Genomic DNA, 20619 nt, shown 5'->3' with positions numbered 1-20619 from the left:
ATTTCAAATCAAGTTAAGGAGGATTACCATGTCTACGAATGTATACGACATACTACAGGAACGTGGGTTTATAGAACAATGTACTCACGAGGATGAAGTTCGCGAATTATTAGGAAAGGAATCCGTTACCTTTTATATAGGCTTTGATGCAACCGCAGATAGTTTGACCGCAGGACATTTTCTTACTGTAATGGCTATGATGCATATGCAAAGAGCAGGCCACAAACCAATTGCTCTTCTTGGAGGCGGTACCACGATGATCGGTGACCCTACCGGCAAATCCGATATGCGAACCCTTATGACAGTTGAAACGATTCAGCATAATGCAGAATGCTTCCGAAAACAGTTATCAAGATTTATAGACTTTGATAATGGAAAAGCGATTATTGCCAACAATGCAGATTGGCTGTTGGATCTCAATTATGTGGAATTTTTAAGAGAAATCGGGATTCATTTCTCCGTAAATAAAATGCTTACTGCAGAATGCTATAAACAGCGTATGGAGAAAGGCTTAACCTTCTTCGAATTTAACTACATGCTGATGCAGTCCTATGATTTTTGGAAGCTGAATAAGCTATATGGCTGTAACCTGCAGTTGGGTGGAAATGATCAATGGTCCAATATTCTTGGCGGTGTTGACCTTATCCGTCGTAAGGAGCAAAAGCCTGCTTACGGTCTTACCTTCAAGCTTCTAACCACCAGTGAAGGCATCAAGATGGGTAAAACCATGAAGGGTGCTGTATGGTTGGATCCGAATAAGACTTCCCCTTACGAGTTCTATCAGTATTGGAGAAATATCGAGGATGTTAAGGTAGAGGAATGCCTTGCTCTCCTAACCTTCCTTCCAATGGATGAAGTAAGAAGACTCGGTGCATTAAAGGATGCTGAAATTAATCATGCAAAAGAAGTGCTTGCATTTGAAATTACCAAAACCGTGCATGGTGAAGAGGAAGCGATTAAAGCTCAAGAGGCAGCACGTGCATTATTTGGCGGCGGTATGAAATCCGACGATATTCCGACTACTACTTATCCTGCTTCTCGTTTTGCAGAAGGAATTGATTTAATCACCTTATTATGTGACGCAAAATTAGCTAGCTCCCGTTCCGATGCAAGACGTACAATTCAGCAGGGTGGTGTCACTGTAAATGATGTAAAGGTTGAAGAATTTGATAAAGTGTTTACAAGCAACGATTTTAATTCTGACGGTGCTCTTCTAGTTAGAAAAGGAAAGAAAGCATACCATCGTTTTATGGCAGAATAATTTTTGCAGTACCAAGTTTCATTTCAACAGTAATATATCGAAAAAATAAGATTGGAGTTGATATTATGCCTTGGTGTCCCAAATGCAAAACCGAATACCAGGAAGGTTTCACTGTTTGTTCCGACTGTAAGATTGATTTAGTCGAAGAATTACCGGAGGAGACGAATTTCATCCCTTTTTTTCAGGCTGATAATAAAATGATAGCCGACAAGCTGGTTAAGTATTTTAATTATTCTGAATTAAAAACCGAACTACAATATGATGAGACAAATCAAGTTTATATTATTTCCGTACCAGCAAAGAAAGAAAAGCAAGCGAAGAAACTATATCAGGCCTTTTATTTTGTAGAACGGGAACGACTGGCAAATAGTAAACTCACACACAGCTCCACTACTTCTTCAGATGAGAATAACGGTTCGGATAATGATGAAATCGGTGTTGATATCTCCGACGACAACAACGAAGCGGATGATTCTACAAATACAGTACCAGATGATATGGTAGCTGAAAGTTCTCCTCTGCCTTATGAAGAGGCTTCCGCTTCTTCCTTAGACGAATTTGCTTATGATGCCGAGATTCCGGAAGCGGATGATACGGGTATGGACGATAACCAGAGTTCCTCTTCTTATGTAATGAAAGCGGATCAATATAAAGATTTAGCCGGTACGGTATGGGTTTTCCTTTTCTTTGGTATCGCTGGTCTTATCTTTGTTATATTGAATCTGGTTGGTATTTTAAGCTTATTTAAGGGCTGGATACCGAACCTGGTACTAGGAGCTTTATTCCTATTCTTCCTCTATATCGCGATAAGTACTCAAAAGAAAGCAAAATCAGTTCAGGCTGAAATCGAAGCAGAGGAAAAACTAACAGAAGAGATTAATTCCTGGCTGGAGCAAAATCTGAACGAAAGCTTCATACAATCACTTCGTGACGAGAACATCTCCGATGAGTTAAACTATATCAAATTAACGGATACAGTGAAGGAGATGTTAATCAATGAATTTGGTTCTCAAAACCTGGCCTATTTAGATCGGTTAATTGAAGAATTCTACAACAAGACCTATGATACACCTGAGAAATAAAAAATACAGACTATATATCGAGGATATTGGAGAAGCAGTTTTCTTCTCCGATATCCTCTTTTTATGAATTGCATTCTGATAAAAGTACTCCTAAGTCCGTTCATATCACTCATGAAAGGTTTGTGTAATAAAAATCGGATAAGTAATTTGATATATCTCACAATGAATATTGCATATAATTGTCGACTCTTTGCTTCATAAGGGTTGACAATACAGAGTTCTATGTTAGAATTGGAAACGTAAGAATTCAAATCCCACAAATTAATGATCATTAAGAACAGGATGAATTACTATGGAATTAAAACAACAGGTACTTAAAATACTGGAAGAAAATCGCGGAAGCTCCGTCAATGGTGCCAAACTGGCAGAAAAGCTTTTTGTAACTCGTAGCTCCATATGGAAAGCAGTGAAAGCTCTGCAAAAGGATGGATATCGAATTGAAGCCGTAACCAATAAAGGCTATTCCCTATTGCCCAATAATGATATTATTTCTGTAGAAAGCATAGTACCATATCTATCGGAAAAAGCAGCCTTATTCTCTCTGGATGTAAGACAAACAGTAACTTCAACCAATACGGTTGCAAAGGAAATGGCTGCGAAGGGAGCAAAAGCTGGTACGGTGATTATCGCAAGAGAACAGACAGAAGGACGAGGTCGTATGGGCAGAACCTTCTACTCTCCCCATGATACCGGTATCTACTTTTCTATCATCCTAAGACCGGAATTGAGTTTGGAGGATTCCTTATTGATAACCACTTCCACTGCCGTAGCTGTTGCAAAAGCAATGGAAAGGATTGCGAAGGTAAAGGCAGAAATAAAATGGGTAAATGATATCTACATCCATGGAAAAAAAGTATGTGGTATCTTAACGGAAGCTTCCCTGAATTTTGAAAATGGTGGTTTGGAGTACGCTGTTGTAGGCGTTGGCATCAATATTGAGACAAATGATTTCCCCCAGGATATTCAATCGATTGCAGGCTCTGTATTCTCAGAAAAGCCAAAGGATGCGCCTATTACGTCCATGCTGGTAGCTGAAGTACTTAATAATATGGCCGACTGCATGAATAACTTAACCGACAAATCTTATCTGGAGGATTATCGTAGCCGTTCCTTCCTAATCGGTAAGGATATTATCGTTCTTAAGGGAAAGGAGCAGACCTTTGCGAAAGCCATTGCCATTGATGATCAGGCAAGACTGGTTGTGGAGTACGAAGATCATTCGAAGGAAGCCCTAATCTCCGGAGAAGTAAGCGTACGTCAGAGGTAGCCGCCACGGTTTGTTGCATAATAAATATTCAGACATAATAACTTACCATAGAGCAACCGTCTCCATCTGATCTGCAACTGTAATATATTTCATAATATCATAGAAAGAAAGGAATGCCGGGCCAGCAGGTCCGGTTACAGAAAACCATGAATGATGTAAAGCAAGGAACTACTAATAAAATTAATACCGTGGACTTAGTACTTACTGGATTGTTTACAGCAGTTATCTGCATTATGTCCCAGATTGCAATACCTATTCAACCCATTCCATTTACATTATCCTTATTATCCATCTTTTTAACCGGTGCCCTTCTCCAACCTCGTTATGCTTTATTATCTGTGCTGGCATATATATTACTGGGAGCATTCGGTGTCCCTGTATTTGCTGGATTAAAGGGAGGATTTCAGGTCCTGACCGGTTATACTGGAGGCTATTTGATGGCATACCCCCTCATGGCATTTGTTACAGCAATGCTTTATAAATACATCAAAAAGAACAAATTGTTAGGATTAATCGCTGGTATGCTTCTTTCTCTCCTTCTTTGCTATATAATTGGAACTATATGGTTTACAATAGTTTCAGGAAATGATTTTATCACAGCGTTAACCCTTTGTGTGGTACCCTTTGTCCTGTTTGATTTATTAAAGATCATCCTAGCCATTTCGATCAGTACTGTAATTCGAAAGGCCTTAAGTCGAAATAACATTCTGAGCAATTAATAAAACCATAAGCCAAAAACACGCTCTATAAGATACCTTCGCTACTGAAAGCAGCTTTTGGTATCGTGAGCGTGTTTTTTCTTCTTATTATCTTATAATCTTGTATCAATGAAAGGATATTGACATCCTCAGATGATTACATATTATATGTTTTCTGTTCAGTAATCGCTTTACAGAATTCCTTAAGCTTCTGCTCTACTTCCTTATCCATTCCTTTTAACGGATCACGGAACTCAACTTTTCCTTTGATTATATTGCCATCCAAGTATCGCTCCATTTTAAGCATTGTTTTCGTTCCGCCACCTCCAGCATGACATATCACAAAGTAAATATTTTTATTCTTAATCTGATACTCTGAGGAAAATGTCAAAAGGGGCGGTGCACAATCGCTGGACCATACCGGTGTTCCTATAATAATTGTATCGTATCTATCAACCGGTATCTTCTCATTAACCAGTTTTGGTTTCATATGAAAAGTGATACAGAAGCCATTCCATACATATTTACTTGCTTTACCGGTTGCATAGCCTTTTTTCGGTATCAGGCGAACCAAATCTGCTCCACATCTTGAAGCGATTTCCTTCGCAATATAATCTGTGTTACCTTCCAGGGAGTAATAAACCATCAGTGCGCTCATAAATTTCCTCCATATTCGTAGAAATTTCCTAGACGATATCATAAGCTACATCGGAGAAAACAACTCTTCCAATTCTTCTCTTGATAAGGTATTGATAAATACCTCCTTTGAACTGATGATTGAATCAGATAATTCCTTCTTCTTACGCTGTAGCTTAAAAATCTTTTCTTCGATTGTGCCCTTTGTAATCAGCTTCATAACATGTACCTTATTCTGCTGACCGATCCGATAGGCTCTGTCCGTTGCCTGATCCTCCACAGCCGGATTCCACCATGGATCATAATGAATTACTGTATCCGCTCCGGTAAGATTTAAGCCAGTTCCACCAGCTTTTAAGGAGATTAAAAATACCTTCCCATCTCCTGCATTAAAACGTTTTACGAAATCATTCCGCTCCTCCGTCGGTGTAGATCCCTCAAGATAAAAATATGGAATTTCTAAATCCTTCAACTCATTTTCAATAATCCGGAGCATTGAAGTAAATTGCGAGAACACTAAGATGCGATGATCGTTCGCAATAGCTTCAGGAATTAATTCCATTAGAAGTTCCAGCTTTCCGCTTCCGCCCTGATAATTATCTAAAAATGTAGACGGGTGGCAGCAGATCTGACGGAGTCTGGTAAGCGCAGCTAAAATCTTTATTCTGCTCTTTTCAACACCTTTTTCTTCAATTTCTGAACTTAGCTCATTGCGAATATTCTCTAAAAATGATAAATATACCAGCTTCTGTCCCTCAGATAATTCGGTCAGCATCTTTGTTTCATATTTATCCGGTAGCTCCGTTAATACATCCTTCTTCATACGTCTAAGTATAAAAGGCTCAATATGCTGATGGAGATCATTTAAAGCTTCTTTATCCTCCTTAAGAATTGGTTTTTCATATACCTCAACAAAGTGGGAATGACTATTCAAATAATCCGGCATAATAAAATCAAATATAGACCATAATTCAGATAAACTGTTCTCTATAGGAGTACCAGTTAACGCAAAGCGATGCTTCGCTCGTAGTCGTTTCACTGATTTGGCATTGAGGGAGGAATCATTCTTAATAAACTGTGCTTCATCAATGAAAACTGTATGAAAATTGATTTTTTCGTAAAATGCGACATCCCTTCGTATCAAAGGATACGAGGTAATTAACACGTCATACTTTTCATAGTTTTCAATTGCTGCTTGTCTTTCTGCAGGATTACCACTGACAACTAAGGTTTTGAGAAAAGGTGCAAAATTCTCAATCTCATCCTGCCAGTTATAGATTAATGAGGTCGGGCATACAATCAAATGATGCGTATTCTTATTTTCATTGACTTCCGAAGCAATATACACAATGGATTGTAGGGTTTTACCCAATCCCATGTCGTCTGCCAGAATACCCCCTAATTCATTACCAGCCAAAGTTTTCAACCATTTAAATCCGGTTAACTGATAGGGGCGTAAATTCGCCTGAATTCCATCGGGTATCTTATAATCCGTCTTATTGGGATTCAAGATTTTATCTGTTAATGCCATAAAATCCCGATCACGTTCAAATTCAAACTCCTTATCAGTAAATACCTTGTTAAGATAGAGAGCATTTTGCTTTTCCAATAATATCGTATCTTCTTTTATATTCTTATTATTAATATTTAAGGAGCTCAATATCCTTGATAGCTCTCCAATGGTTTTATCCTCAAGATCAATAAAGCTGCCATTCTTTAGACGGTAGTATTTCTTTTTTATCTGATATGAATGAAGTAATTCCTTTAGTTCTTCCCTTGGCACCTCATCAAAAGAAAGATCAAGCTCCAGCATATTAAACTCAGAGTTGATTCTTGCACCTGCCTTAAAGCCTCCTGGCGCTCTGATTCCAAGTCTGCGAAAATCTTCCGAATAGAATAAATTAGCCTTTGATTCAAGCTCCATTACTTTCCCAGATAGAAAATCATATATCTTGTCTTCATCCTTCATTAAATAAAAGTTTTTATATGGTACAAATCCCATCTTTAGTAGGTCTGTTATAATGGCATCCTCTTTCTCCCGCTGTCGAACAATAATAAACGAACCGGAGGAAGCATTCCCGAAGGAATTGAATTCATAATCTCCATATTTATACTTTAACTCAGCCTTTATCCCTGATTTATATTTATCAAAATATAACTTCGCTTCCATATCACAGGAAATATACCTGCTTTTTAATTCTTCTGGTACATCAAGGACCATCGTTTCACTTATTTTCGGTAATACATATTCTAAGAATCGGTTCTTACTGTCACCCCTGAAAACGAGTGGCTCTCTGTCCTTCCCAAAGCTATTATAAAAGGGTTTATAATTGCGTATAAATTTCTTATCCGGATAATAAACCTTTCCATCCGTATAAAGTAATTCTCCAGTCTCCGTGATCGGAAGAACGGCCTCTTTTCCCTGATAATCAACACTTATTGAGTCATCCTCTATGGTAAGCTGGTAAGCTATGGAAGGATTCCCTCGTACAAACACCACATTATTATATACTTTTCCATACAGTTCTAAAGTAAATGGGTTACCATCAAGTATATCCAAAAGCTTTATAAGCATATTCTTAGTAATAAACATCTGAGATTTTGAAAAAATCTTAGAAAAGTGAGTACCATCAATCACTTCTTGTATTTCATAAATTCCCAACAAATAATCCATCAGTTTTAACGAGGTAGAATCAAACGTACTTTCTCCATGAATATACTTAAATTCCTTTCCAATGGCAAAGTTCTCATGATGATAAATATCTGATAAAAACTTCTTAATCGTCTGAATTTTATATTTACGGTTGCTTCCTCCTCGCAGCGAAGCGATAGCCCGCGCATGTTCTCCTTTTAATATGGACGGAATTGTGATAACTAATTCTAAATTAAATGTTTCTCCGACTAATACAGTATCCTCCTGAGAAACAAAGTAATCCAATATAGCAATAGCCTTTCGTTCCTCCGGACTTTTCGATTCAGATAATAGCGTACGCTCCTGGTATTTTAATACAAATAACAAAGCAGCCACCACATGCTTACATGCCCCTTGATCCTTTAATCTCGAAGGGCAGTTACAATTATAATCAAAGGATCCGTCCTCTTGTTCATCGATGGTAACGGAATAATTATAGTTTCCTTTTACAACCATTCGATATTGCTTGTTTGCATTAGAATAAGTCGCATTCACGATGCGATTATCCTTATAATACTGCAAGCCTCTGGCATAAATTGTATCATTGGAAGCAAGATTACGTATTCCAGTACGCGAAATTTGAATCATATACGCACACCTTTCTTAAATTGTATCTGAATATTATAACACATTATTAAGAAAAAGTGTAAGCATAATTAAAAGAGAGTATCCAAAAAATTAAATAGATACTCTCTTTCTATGTCAAATGATTCATATTATTGCGGTACCTGACATCTCATTTCCAGAAACGCTTTGAATAAATCGCAAAGCCTATGGTGATCAGTACCAACCATCAAATCTTTTAATATACTAAAGTGTAAGGTGGTCTGTACCTTCCTTTCTTTCATTTTGTTGAGATATAAACTTAAGTGTCTGGTGGTCCATACCTTCCTTTCTTACATATTCCTTTGAGATATTACACTAAAGTCTTCGGTGGTCCATACCTTCCTTTCTTACATATTCCTAAAGATATTACACTAAAGTCTTTGGTGATCCATACCTTCTTTTCCTCTGTATCATTATGTATTCACTCGATAGAGGTAATACAAATAAACTTATCTTTTCAAGGGACTCATTCCTTTCTTTCTATTCTTTATACCTAAGATTATGTAATTCATCTCTTTGGTATGTCTATATTTTACACGACAATATTAATTATGTCAATACTATTTTCAGTTAATTTATAATTTTATTTGTTATTATTAATTTATTTTACTTATTATGCCTTTTTGTATATCAATAACACTTAAAAACTACATGGCTATTCTATAATCCATAAATACATACTATCTTTCAGTCATATTCTATGTTCATTGAGAAAAAGAAGTTCAATTTTTTAATTGTAATTTTGTATCATTTATATTACAATATTTAGTTAAGAAAATAAAATAATAACAATATACGGAGGTACTTATGAAACATATCATCAGTCCGACCGACCTTACGGTTTCAGAGCTGAACGAACTTCTAGAATTGTCTGAAGAAATCATTCAAAATCCAAAAATGTTCTCTGATGTATGCCGCGGAAGAAAGCTCGCAACACTATTCTACGAACCAAGTACTCGAACACGACTTAGCTTTGAGGCTGCAATGATTAATCTTGGTGGTAGTGTCTTAGGATTCTCATCCGCTGATTCCAGTTCAGCTGCTAAAGGCGAAAGTGTTGCCGATACTATCCGAGTAATTTCCTCCTACGCTGATATCTGTGCTATCCGCCATCCAAAGGAAGGCGCCCCATACGTTGCATCTACTTACTCTTCTATTCCCGTTATCAATGCCGGAGACGGCGGTCATAATCATCCCACTCAAACCTTCACTGATTTATTAACTATAAAGAATCTGAAAGGACGTTTACATTCATTAACCATCGGCTTTTGCGGTGATTTAAAGTTTGGACGTACTGTACATTCCTTGATTAATGCTTTAGCAAGATACGAAAATATTAACTATGTACTGATTTCACCGGAGGAGCTGCGGGTACCCACCTATATCCGGGAAGAGGTTCTCGATGCAAACCAGATTCCCTATGAGGAGGTCCGAAGCCTTGAGGATGCAATGCCGAAACTGGATATTCTCTATATGACAAGAGTTCAGAGAGAGCGCTTCTTCAATGAGGAGGACTACATCCGCTTGAAGGATATCTATATTCTGGATATGAAAAAGATGGCCCATGCTAAAAATGATATGTTGGTACTGCATCCTCTTCCAAGAGTGAATGAAATTGCAACAGAAGTGGATGACGATCCCCGTGCAGTATATTTTAAGCAAGCAGAGTTTGGTGTCTATGTTCGAATGGCTCTTATTATGAAATTATTGGAGGTGGTATAATGCTGAATATCGGTGTATTAAATCAGGGTATTGTGATCGATCATATTAAAGTTGGAGGTGCAATGAAGATTTACTCCTATCTTGATCTGGAAAACAAGGATGTATCCGTAGCAATTATTAAGAATGCAAAAAGCAATAAAATGGGTAAGAAGGATATTATAAAGATTGAAGGTACTTTAGATGATTTGGATTTGGATATTCTAGGTGCCATCGATCACCGTATCACCATTGATATTATCGAAAATGGTGTAATCATCGAAAAGAAGAATCCTACGTTGCCGGATAAGGTTACGAATATTCTGAAATGTAAAAATCCAAGATGCATTACTTCTGTAGAGCCAGGAATCAGCCATACCTTTAAACTAACGGATCGTGCCAATGGAGTATACCGCTGCACTTACTGTGAACAAGCCTTCGATCGTAGATAACTTTGCATGATATTGGCCATCGTACACAACCTATTTAACATAATTAATGTCAATCAATTTTAAATAAATAACATTATATAACGAATAAAAGAATAGCGTGTGATAGAATATTCCAATTAAAGAATACTTCTTCTATTGGATCATCAATCACACGCTATTTGTGCGTATTAAAACATCATTCTTCCGCTGACAACGGTCCAGTTGATATTATTCATAAAATTATTAATATAGTCAACTTTTTTATCTGCATATTGAAGGAAGTAAGCATGTTCATACATGTCTAACACTAAAATAGGTGCCGAATATGCTATATTACCAAGATCATGGGCATCTAAACTAATATTTCGTAATCTTCCGCTTCTCTGATCAAAGGATAGAACAGCCCAGCCTCGACTTGCCTTAGCAGTTGCGATAAAATCTTCTTTCCATTGATCAAAGCTACCAAAATCTCTTTCCAGCTTTGCTCTGGACGTTTGATCCGGTTCTGTTTCCGTTCCACCAATGTTCTCAAAGTAAAGTTCATGAAGAATCACCCCGTTTAATGCAAAGGTCTCACCACGTTTTAATTCCCTATAATAGCTAAAGGTCGTGTTCGCTTGATCTCTTTGCGCATTGCCCCGGATGAGTTCCTCATCAATCTTGTTAATGTTCGTAACATATCCTTCGTATAACCTCATATGGGCTTCGAATTGCTCCTGATTCACTACAGTGATATCATCTGTGTGTATAAACTGTACTTTTTCTATCATGATGACCAATCCTCCTATTTGTATTGTAAAAGGAGGGTAGCCTCCTTTTGCTTTAATTAAGGGATATTATTTAACTTTAACTGTATAGTAACCTGAGCTCTTTTTATCCGGCTTCGTTACTTTAATATAATATGTTCCTTTATTCCACTTACCACTTGATTTCAATTCGAGTTCATACTCTTTTTCATAGAGTGTTCTGATTCCATACAATATTGGTTTTCCGCTACTATCCATTATCTCTACTTTAAGATTCCCATCACTTTTTGAATTAATAGTAATCTTGATGCTTTTACTTTTTGATAATGTAAACTTATACCAATCCCCTTTGCTTGTTTTATCTGTAACAGCACAGATACCTTTGACTGCCGATCCTCCAAGCTTAAGCGCAGTTGCTTTTGACTTGCTGGAACCAGCTTTATCCTTTACAGAAGTAAATTTATATTTTATTCCATACAGACCCTTGTTCGTGTTAACTTTTAAATAATAGGTACCTTTGGTGACTGCATAATACTGCACAATATCGTTATATTTACCCTTATCATTTTTTTTAGCGCTTAGATTAGCCTCTTTAGAAACAGCTTTCTTATCCTTATTTAATAGCTGGAATTTACTACTATACCCATACTCATCATCAAATGCCGCAAATTGAACTGTAATATATCCCGTACTGTCAACTTTGATTTTATAAGTGATATCTGACAAATCTCTATCCTGATACGATAAGATGGGGTCTTTTGTTAAGTCTTTATTCTCATTGCTGTACAAGGCCAGACCGATAACAAAATCCAGAGCTTCTGTATCTGATGGCCTTGATAATTCATATTTAAGGTAATAGGTTCCGCTTTCTTTTAATGTTATGCTATTTTCCTTGTATAAATCACCGCAAAATAAATAAACCGAATTACCAATTTTTGAAGTACAGCTACTATCTGAATATACACTAACCACAAGATTACTATAATTTGTGGTGATCTCCTCTAATACTATCTGCAAGCATCCCTTTGCCGAAATCTTGATTGGCATTACAAGCTCTTTCGTAGACTCTGGAAAATTCACTTTATAATAACTATCAAATGCTGCAAAATCCTTTTCTGTCTGAAGCAAATCCGGAATTAACTCAGACTGTTCATTCGCTAAGAGCATCTGTGAAGCATCCTTGGGAATATAGTTGGAAATACCTTTCTTAGTAGTATTTTCACTTGCCTGAATGTTTACTCCTGGCACAGCTAACAGCATAGAAACAATGATAATCATGATTGTGCTAATAACTCTTTTCATATCTGTCCTCCTGCTACTTTTGTATCTAGTTCATTCTTACATATGTTACCATTAAAGACTTTATACTCTTAATTTAGTTAAGTCAATAATTTATGTATAATTAGTTATAATTTACTATAAATATAAAATTGGCATAATTATACAAAAAGTAGCAACTCCCCCTGTATGGCCAAAATCATATTAAACAAGTAATCTTTTAATATATTTTTTAACTTTATAAAACGCATAAATATATATTAATCAATGTATCTCCCACCATAATTCTCTATCTATCAGTATTTTTTTGCATTACCTATATCCCAAGGTAAGATTGAATATTAGGTAGGTGAAGGGGTACGGTAATGATAAATGTATTTCCTTTACCGTTACAGACGTACAAAAATTGTCCGTAACGGATTGACATTCATTATATGTCAAATCAGTTACGGACAATGTACGGATGGATGTAGAGGTAAGGAAATACATATCATTACCGTATCCCCATCCCTACCTAATATTCAATCTTACCTTGTACAAATCCCTTTAGAATAGCCCTGTTATTCTACCGTTCTCATCCACATCAATTCCTTCAGCAGCAGGAATTTTAGGCAATCCAGGCATTGTCATTATTGTGCCTGTGATTGCTACCACAAATCCTGCACCGGCAGAAACATAAACCTCACGAATATTGATAGTAAATCCGGTTGGTCTTCCCAGCTTTGTAGGATCATCCGATAAGGAGTATTGGTTCTTTGCCATACATACTGGCAGTTCCTTATAACCCAGTGATTCAATAGATTTTATTGCCGCTTCGGCAGCAGGATCATAGGTAACTCCCTCTGCACCGTAAATTTCCTTAGCTATTGTTTCAATTTTTTCTTTGATGGATAGCTTTACATCATAAAGTGGTTTATAATTACTTTCCTTCGTCTTAATGGTAGTAAGAACCTTATTTGCCAGATCGATGCCACCCTCTCCACCTTTCTCCCATACTTCACAAAGAGAGAATTCACAATTACGGCTTTCGCAGAATTCCTTCACAAAGGATAGCTCTGCTTCTGTATCTGTAATAAAACGATTCAGGCTCACAATTACCGGTACACCGTATTTTTGCAGGTTTTCAATATGCTTTTCCAGATTTACAATACCACTCTTAAGTGCCTGTAGATTTTCTTTGGATAGCTCTGTCTTGGGTACACCGCCATTATATTTCAACGCTCTGATGGTAGCTACCAATACAATAGCATCCGGTTTTAATCCGGCCATACGGCATTTAATATCGAGGAATTTCTCTGCACCGAGATCCGCTCCAAATCCTGCTTCCGTAACTACTACATCGGCTAGCTTAAGTGCTGTTTTTGTTGCTCTTACGCTGTTGCAGCCATGTGCAATATTAGCGAAGGGTCCCCCGTGAATGATTGCAGGAGTATTCTCAAGAGTCTGTATCAAATTCGGCTTAAGAGCATCCTTTAAGAGTGCTGCCATAGCACCAACCGCATTAATTTGCTTCGCTGTGACAGGCTTACCGTCATAAGTATAGGCAATAACAATTCGTCCTAAACGTTCCTTTAAATCCGTCATATTCTCAGCAAGACATAGTACCGCCATTATCTCCGATGCCACTGTAATTATAAAATGATCCTCTCTTACCACACCATCGGCTTTACGTCCTAATCCCACGACGATATTGCGTAATACTCGGTCATTCATATCCACGCATCGTTTCCATACCACCTGATTCGTATCGATGTTTAAAGCATTTCCCTGTTGTATATGATTGTCCAGCATAGCAGCCAATAAATTATTTGCTGATGTAATTGCATGAAAATCACCGGTAAAATGTAAATTCAAATCCTCCATCGGAACCACCTGTGCATTACCGCCACCGGCTGCTCCTCCCTTTATACCAAAGCATGGCCCTAAGGACGGCTCGCGTAACGCAATAACGGACTTTATATTCATTTTACCCAATGCCTGTCCAAGACCTACCGTGGTTGTGGTCTTTCCTTCACCTGCCGGAGTCGGATTAATTGCTGTAACTAGTACCAGTTTGCCGTCCGGTCTATCCTTTACCTTGTCCCACAACTCATCAGAAAGCTTTGCTTTATATTTTCCGTAGAACTCCAGATCATCTTCAGCGATGTTAAGTTTAGCTGCTACTTCCTTAATATGGACTAAATTCGCTCCCTGTGCAATTTCAATATCCGATTTCATACCGATACCCGCCTTTCAAAATTAATAATCGCTTTATATTCATTAACTAATGTTAAATAAGCCGAAGTATGTATAAATTATTTTATTAGATTTTACATCGTAAACAGTTGATTCGTATTGTATCATCAAAACATAGGCACAAAGTTTATTATAAGGATTCCCCTTCCATATTTCAATAGAAATATATCAGGACTGCTTAAAGGAATTCTTTGAAAATAATTTGAAACATAAAAACTACTTGCGTTTCGAAATGCTTTATGTATATACTACAGATGTGTTTATTTAAAATAATGTCAATTGCTTCTAATTAGTTAATATAAAACACTTTTTTAAACTGATATTTAGTATAACGAAAGGATGTAGTTCATGAAATACAATACCATAATATTTGATTTGGATGGAACTTTATTAAATACATTAGATGATTTGCGTGATAGTTTAAATGAGATATTAATATTAAAGGGGTTCTCTCCGAGAACCATAGAGGATGTTCGTTCATTTGTCGGAAATGGAGTGAGAAATCTGGTTCGTCTTTCCGTTCCAACCTCTTGCAACGAGGAGGAAGTAGATCAAATTCTTATGGAATTTAAAGAGCATTATAGTCATAATATGCAAAACAAAACCAGACCCTATGACGGTATTATGGAACTGCTTTTAGACTTATACCGATTCAATTACAAACTGGCGATTGTTTCGAATAAATATGATACTGCAGTGAAGTCTCTTTCCAAAACATACTTTGGTTCTATGATTCCCGTTGCAATCGGTGAAACTGCTGAAATCAGACGTAAGCCTGCTCCGGATAGCATATTTACTGCAATTGAGCAACTGGGCTCTAATCTAGAAAGTACTGTATTGGTAGGAGATTCAGAAACCGATGTACAGACTGCCAAAAATGCCGGAATCACATGTATCGGAGTGACTTGGGGTTTTCGTTGTCGTGAAGTTTTACGAAATGCGGGTGCTGACTATCTGATTGATACTCCCAAGGAGTTACTAACATTGATTTAATGTTTTTAAGGATATGCTTTAAATACAACTCCACAATATTAATGTCAGAGCATCGATAAAGCATTCTTGACCCTACTACATCCTCAATCTCATTAAAGATTAGCTCACCTTTATCTCCTATGATAAAATCAATTCCTACTAACCCAAACTCAAATTCATTAATAATTTTTTGAACGATCTCTATTTCATCAGGCGAAAGCTCATAGCTTCTGACATCTCCACCGAGGGAAAAGTTGGATTTAAAGCCCTCTTTGGCGGTTCGAAGAACGGCTGCAATAATCTCAGTACCGATGACATATACCCTCAAATCCTGATGTCGTCCTCCGATAAGGGGCTGTACCACCACATCGGAGTGTCCCAGTCTTTGTATCATATCTTCTTGTTTTTTATTATTCCCGGAACGAATGCAATCACTTAATAAAAATACTTGCTGTCCACCATGGCCATCTACCGATTTGATCACTGTCGATGAAGCTCCATCTCTTCGGTTGAGTAGTTCCTTAATCCGTGTATTCTTATAGAAACAGGTGTCTATCATGGAGATTCCAGTTCTTGCTAAGTGCTGATAGGTTCTTGCCTTATCATTACATATCTCTGAAACAAAGGAATTATTGAATACCGGAATCCCCATATATTCAAATTGCTTCGATAGTAAAGGATATATGGTGCGATTAATAATAAAATCGGGTTTCTCAATCTCTTTATTCTGATAGGTAACAAACCACTGATTATTTCTGACGCCATATTCAAGCTCCTCAACAAGAATAAGCCTGACTGTAATGCCAAGCTTTTTTCCTTCCTCCATATAATACTGAATATATTGTGCATTATAATCAGCATTATCGCGAAAATAAATAATCCATGCTATCATAACGTTATCACTTTCTCACCACAATTCATGACAATAGATAATTTACAAAGCGTATTTTCTATTTATATACTTTTAATAGGAAGTTCGTAAAGTGTACTTTCTATCGCTTACTTTTAATATGTGAAATAATATAATCCGCTGCGTTAACACCTGTGCAATCATATATGTTTTTAAAATGGGCATTGGAATTCACTTCACAGAGGATAGGTTCTCCCTGTTCCCCGAATAATATATCAACTCCGGCAAAATCGAGCCCTATTATTTCACAGCAACGTATTGCCAGATCACATTCTGTCATTGTTGGCTGATAGGGCTTCATTTTACCTCCAATGGTTACATTCGCACGAAAGTCCCCCTCTTCGGAATATCGATACATGGCAGCCACTACTTTATTCCCCACTACCTGTAATCGAATATCCCTGCCATAACTGGATGCAATATATTCCTGAAAAATCATTGATTTCGTTCCGAGTTTTTTTACCTTTTGTTTCAGTTCTTCTTTATTTTTCGCCAGGTAGACCTGTTGTCCGAAGGAGCCAAAGCTTTCTTTTATGATAATTGGAAAGCTCAGCGATTTCGCTATGTTATCAAGGAAAATATAATTCGTATAACCAATATTCGCAAAGGTATACGGAGCTACGATTGTTCTTGGCATTGGTAATCCGGCATTCATTAAGGTCAAATGGGTTAAGGCTTTGTTATCACAGATTTCAATGGCCTTCGAGGAATTAAAGACCGGATAGCCTAATTGCTCCAAATAATATGCAAGCTTAATATCTTTATCCCAGAAAAGAACAAAATCCGCAACTCGCTCCTCCTGTGGCTTACTGTTTCCTGCAATATCAATCATGATCTCCGCATTCGTCTTAATCTGAAGTTCAATATTCTGGCGCTTAGCTGCTTCCAGAAGCCAATTGTGAATTTCATTGAACTTATTTGTACGTAAAAATTCGTTAATTACCAATATGCCCTTCATCGTATTCTAATACTCCTCCAGATACTGCTCAAACTCCTCTTGGGTCATCAGTACCTTTCTGGGTTTCGTTCCTTCCTCCGGCCCAACCACTCCTGCTTCGGCAAGCTGATCCATAATTCTTGCAGCACGATTAAATCCAATCTTATATACTCTTTGCAGCATACCAATGGATGCCTTATCCTTTTCAATAATGAATTTTCCTGCTTCGGCAAAATATTCATCCCTGTCATCCCCACCACTAAGTGATGTTTCACCAGGCTTCGCATTATTTATTTTCTCATGAATATCATCACTATACTGGGCTTCATTATTGTTCTTCTTTAAAAACTCAACAACGGAGCTTACCTCTTTATCCGATATAAATGCTCCCTGAATACGAACTGGCTTTGGATATCCGGAAGGGAAAAACAGCATATCACCCTTACCAAGCAGCTTCTCAGCTCCGGAACCATCAAGAATGGTTCTGGAATCAATGGCAGAGGATACCGCAAAGGCAATTCTTGAAGGAATGTTTGCTTTAATTAATCCTGTTATTACATTAACCGAAGGCCTTTGTGTAGCTATAATCAGATGCAGACCGGCTGCTCTTGCCATCTGGGCAAGACGACAGATAGCATCCTCCACTTCTCCTGGAGCAACCATCATAAGATCCGCTAACTCGTCAATAATAATTACAATCTGTGGAAGCTTCTGACAGCTTTCATCATTTAAGTGTGCTACCTGAGCTACCTTCTCATTATATCCTTTCAGGTCTCTTACTCCGGCATCAGCAAATTTCTTATATCTCTCCGTCATCTCCATAACGGCCCAGTTTAATGCTGCTGAAGCCTTTTTGGGGTCTGTGACTACCGGTATTAGCAAATGTGGTATTCCATTATAGACACTTAACTCTACCACCTTAGGGTCCACCATGATTAATCGCACATCGGAGGGCTTCGCCTTATATAAAATACTCATTACTAAAGTATTGATACAGACTGATTTACCGGAACCGGTAGCGCCGGCGATTAATAGATGTGGCATCTTGGCAATATCCGTAATAATCGTCTGTCCTCCGATATCCTTACCTACTGCAAATGCAATATCCGATGGGTGTCCGGTAAATTCCCTGCTTTCTATAAGCTCTCTAAAGGCAACCATCGAGTTCTCTTTATTAGGGACCTCGATACCGACTGCCGCTTTACCGGGAATCGGCGCTTCAATTCTTATATCTGCCGCAGCCAAGTTCAGTTTGATATCGTCCGCCAGTGCGGTAATTCGACTTACCTTAACACCCTGTTCTGGCTGAAGCTCATAACGGGTAACCGCAGGACCACAGCTTACATTTGTTATGGTAACATGTACTCCAAAGCTTTCCAGTGTGTTCTGAAGCTTCATCGCCGTTTCCTTCAGTTCTCTTTCAGGGGATACGCCTTTGTTACTTTTCATCTTTGGAGCTGCAAGTAGATTAGTTGGCGGGAAGATATATTCCTTTTGTTTGGATGTCTGGTCAATTTCTATATTTTCTACTTCTGTAGTACTTTTCGTAATCTTTTCCTGTTGTTTAACGGAATGTTGTTCCGGTGGTACTACGTCTGTAGTCATGTCCGGAACTGGTTCAACAGGATCTGAGAATGATATATTCTCTATTTCAGGAGTTTTGATATAAGGAGTACTGGTATCTATTTCTACCGGTTCTTCTTCAAAATCCATAGAATCGGTGCCGAATTTATTCCGGAGTTCTTCCTCATATAGAGGAATTGGACCAGTCTGCTCAAGTGATTGATTGCTTTTTTCCGTAACATTATGTGCATGTCCTTCAAATAGAGTATGAAAATTAAAAGAAGGCTTTTCCGTATTCTCAACTTTCTGACCTTTCCTAGCCTTTCGATCATTCATCGAAACCACGGCAGCATTCTCTGTCGATTTTCCTTTCGCAGTGGGACCTGCCGTCTGTATTGATGGATCCAATATAAAGGTCTTTGGCGGTCTTCTCCCTTGATCGTGGGCAGGCATCCTTCTCTCAAGTTCTTCCTGTTCTTCTCTACGAAGCCTTTGATATTCCTTTCTTTCTTCATATGATACCTTACTTTTGCCTGCAATATATGTGAATATTGCTTTACCAGAGATCACAATAAACGAAATCAGCATAACAGAAATTAAAATGATATATGTGGCAACCTCTTCAAATAAACCGCATAATATCATTACCTGAATACCACCGAGTATTCCACCACCGATCCGTTCTTTGGAGGAAATGGTGTAATATTCATAAATCTTGATTGTCCCGTCATAGGATCCCATGGAAATTAATTGCAGCAAAGCAGATAGTGCAACAAAGAATACAATCACACTAATTATTTTACGTCCGGCTTTCTTGCTTCCTACATTCGAGAGATGAAACGCAGTCAGAAAAAATATAATAAAGGGTAATATATAGGCTTCCATTCCAATAACACCGAAGGTAAAGCCGCTTACATACTTACCCACTTTCCCACTTAAATCAAAGTTGCTTAAGAATAATAAAATTGAGACAACTAATGTAATCACCAGGATAATCTCATCCTGAATAGCACCGCTTTCTTTAACATTTTTTTGTCTCTCTTTATTATAATTCTTCTTTTGTGTATTTGCTCGTTTTTTCGTTTTCGATTTGGGAGCCATTTGCTATCAAATCCTCCATTACAATAATATTCCCACAGTTCATTATACCTTTCCTAAAAATGATATGCAAGTCAAAATAAAGAATACTGTTTATGAAGAACCGCTGAATCTAGGTGGGAATATATCCGCCACGGAGCCGCTCGCGCTTAATTGCATTTAGTAACGGTACATAAGGCTCTAAAATACAGAGCCTAAGTACCGACTAGTGCAAATGCTCCGTTATGGATATATTCCCACCTATTCTAGCGGTTCTTCACGGTACATAGGACTCTGAACACAGAGTCCAAGTACCGTCCATAATAGAGCCCCGCTATTTATAAATATACACTCCCTGTGCTCGCTCACATCCTATCGGTACTTATGTGTTACATAGAGTTCTCTATATTACAGAATCCAAGTACCAAGTCATGTGTATACCCATCTAGATGAATCCAGCTCCAATCCTGTTTAAATCAGTTCAGGAAAAATAAAAACAGGTGACTCTTTCTGAGAAATCACCTGCTATC

The 20619-nt window shown here is 37.7% G+C and carries 15 protein-coding genes; 7 read left to right on the top strand and 8 right to left on the bottom strand.

Going from position 1 to position 20619, the window contains the following annotated elements; all coding sequences use genetic code 11:
• Positions 1-28 precede the first annotated feature (28 nt).
• From tyrS to H0486_RS08575, 4 genes are all read left to right on the top strand, one after another.
• Complete coding sequence (tyrS, locus tag H0486_RS08590; protein WP_228352606.1) at positions 29-1261, top strand: tyrosine--tRNA ligase; 1233 nt, start codon at positions 29-31, stop codon at positions 1259-1261.
• A 65-nt stretch (positions 1262-1326) separates the two neighbouring features.
• A complete protein-coding gene (locus H0486_RS08585; protein WP_228352605.1) occupies positions 1327-2343 on the top strand; it encodes a DUF2304 domain-containing protein in 1017 nt (338 codons plus the stop codon).
• A 292-nt stretch (positions 2344-2635) separates the two neighbouring features.
• Positions 2636-3610 carry a biotin--[acetyl-CoA-carboxylase] ligase gene (locus H0486_RS08580; RefSeq protein ID WP_228352604.1) on the top strand — a complete coding sequence of 325 codons (975 nt, stop codon included), beginning with the start codon at positions 2636-2638 and terminating at the stop codon, positions 3608-3610.
• Between the two features lie 113 nt (positions 3611-3723).
• Entirely contained in the window at positions 3724-4329 is a 606-nt protein-coding gene (locus H0486_RS08575) for a biotin transporter BioY (RefSeq protein ID WP_228352603.1), read from the top strand.
• A 136-nt stretch (positions 4330-4465) separates the two neighbouring features.
• On the opposite strand, the gene H0486_RS08570 is transcribed toward H0486_RS08575, so the two are convergent.
• Together H0486_RS08570 and H0486_RS08565 are read right to left on the bottom strand one after the other, a co-directional pair.
• On the bottom strand, positions 4466-4966 hold the full coding sequence (locus tag H0486_RS08570; protein ID WP_228352602.1) for a flavodoxin family protein: 501 nt from the start codon (positions 4964-4966) through the stop codon (positions 4466-4468).
• Between the two features lie 45 nt (positions 4967-5011).
• A complete protein-coding gene (locus tag H0486_RS08565) occupies positions 5012-8224 on the bottom strand; it encodes a DEAD/DEAH box helicase (RefSeq protein ID WP_228352601.1) in 3213 nt (1070 codons plus the stop codon).
• A gap of 825 nt (positions 8225-9049) precedes the next feature.
• Between H0486_RS08565 and pyrB the strand changes: the two genes are divergently transcribed.
• Together pyrB and H0486_RS08555 are read left to right on the top strand one after the other, a co-directional pair.
• On the top strand, positions 9050-9964 hold the full coding sequence (pyrB, locus tag H0486_RS08560) for an aspartate carbamoyltransferase (protein ID WP_228352600.1): 915 nt from the start codon (positions 9050-9052) through the stop codon (positions 9962-9964).
• Positions 9964-10392: an aspartate carbamoyltransferase regulatory subunit gene (locus tag H0486_RS08555; RefSeq protein WP_228352599.1), complete on the top strand. Its 429-nt coding sequence runs from the start codon at positions 9964-9966 to the stop codon at positions 10390-10392. The genes pyrB and H0486_RS08555 overlap by 1 nt, the downstream gene beginning before the upstream one ends.
• Before the next feature lie 167 nt (positions 10393-10559).
• On the opposite strand, the gene H0486_RS08550 is transcribed toward H0486_RS08555, so the two are convergent.
• From H0486_RS08550 to H0486_RS08540, 3 genes are all read right to left on the bottom strand, one after another.
• Positions 10560-11141, bottom strand: a complete 582-nt coding sequence (locus H0486_RS08550; RefSeq protein WP_228352598.1) for a superoxide dismutase — start codon at positions 11139-11141, stop codon at positions 10560-10562.
• A 66-nt stretch (positions 11142-11207) separates the two neighbouring features.
• Positions 11208-12419 (bottom strand): hypothetical protein, encoded by a 1212-nt coding sequence (locus H0486_RS08545; RefSeq protein ID WP_228352597.1) that lies wholly within the window; start codon positions 12417-12419, stop codon positions 11208-11210.
• 522 nt (positions 12420-12941) lie between these two features.
• Positions 12942-14612, bottom strand: coding sequence for a formate--tetrahydrofolate ligase (locus H0486_RS08540; protein WP_228352596.1), 1671 nt, complete (start codon positions 14610-14612; stop codon positions 12942-12944).
• A gap of 366 nt (positions 14613-14978) precedes the next feature.
• Between H0486_RS08540 and H0486_RS08535 the strand changes: the two genes are divergently transcribed.
• A complete protein-coding gene (locus tag H0486_RS08535) occupies positions 14979-15623 on the top strand; it encodes an HAD family hydrolase (protein ID WP_228352595.1) in 645 nt (214 codons plus the stop codon).
• Here H0486_RS08535 and H0486_RS08530 read toward each other — a convergent pair.
• The 3 genes from H0486_RS08530 to H0486_RS08520 form a co-directional block, all read right to left on the bottom strand.
• Positions 15517-16494: an ATP-grasp domain-containing protein gene (locus tag H0486_RS08530; protein ID WP_228352594.1), complete on the bottom strand. Its 978-nt coding sequence runs from the start codon at positions 16492-16494 to the stop codon at positions 15517-15519. The two genes, H0486_RS08535 and H0486_RS08530, sit on opposite strands and share 107 nt — an antisense overlap.
• Positions 16495-16594: 100 nt before the next feature.
• Positions 16595-17470, bottom strand: coding sequence for an ATP-grasp domain-containing protein (locus H0486_RS08525; protein ID WP_228352593.1), 876 nt, complete (start codon positions 17468-17470; stop codon positions 16595-16597).
• 6 nt (positions 17471-17476) lie between these two features.
• The gene (locus H0486_RS08520) at positions 17477-20113 is read right to left on the bottom strand and encodes an FtsK/SpoIIIE family DNA translocase (RefSeq protein WP_228352592.1); all 2637 of its coding nucleotides are present in this window, start codon (positions 20111-20113) and stop codon (positions 17477-17479) included.
• Between the last annotated feature and the right edge of the window lie 506 nt (positions 20114-20619).

This window comes from Variimorphobacter saccharofermentans (assembly GCF_014174405.1).
GTDB lineage: Bacteria > Bacillota > Clostridia > Lachnospirales > Lachnospiraceae > Mobilitalea > Mobilitalea saccharofermentans.
This window is presented reverse-complemented; position numbering and strand designations above follow the sequence as displayed.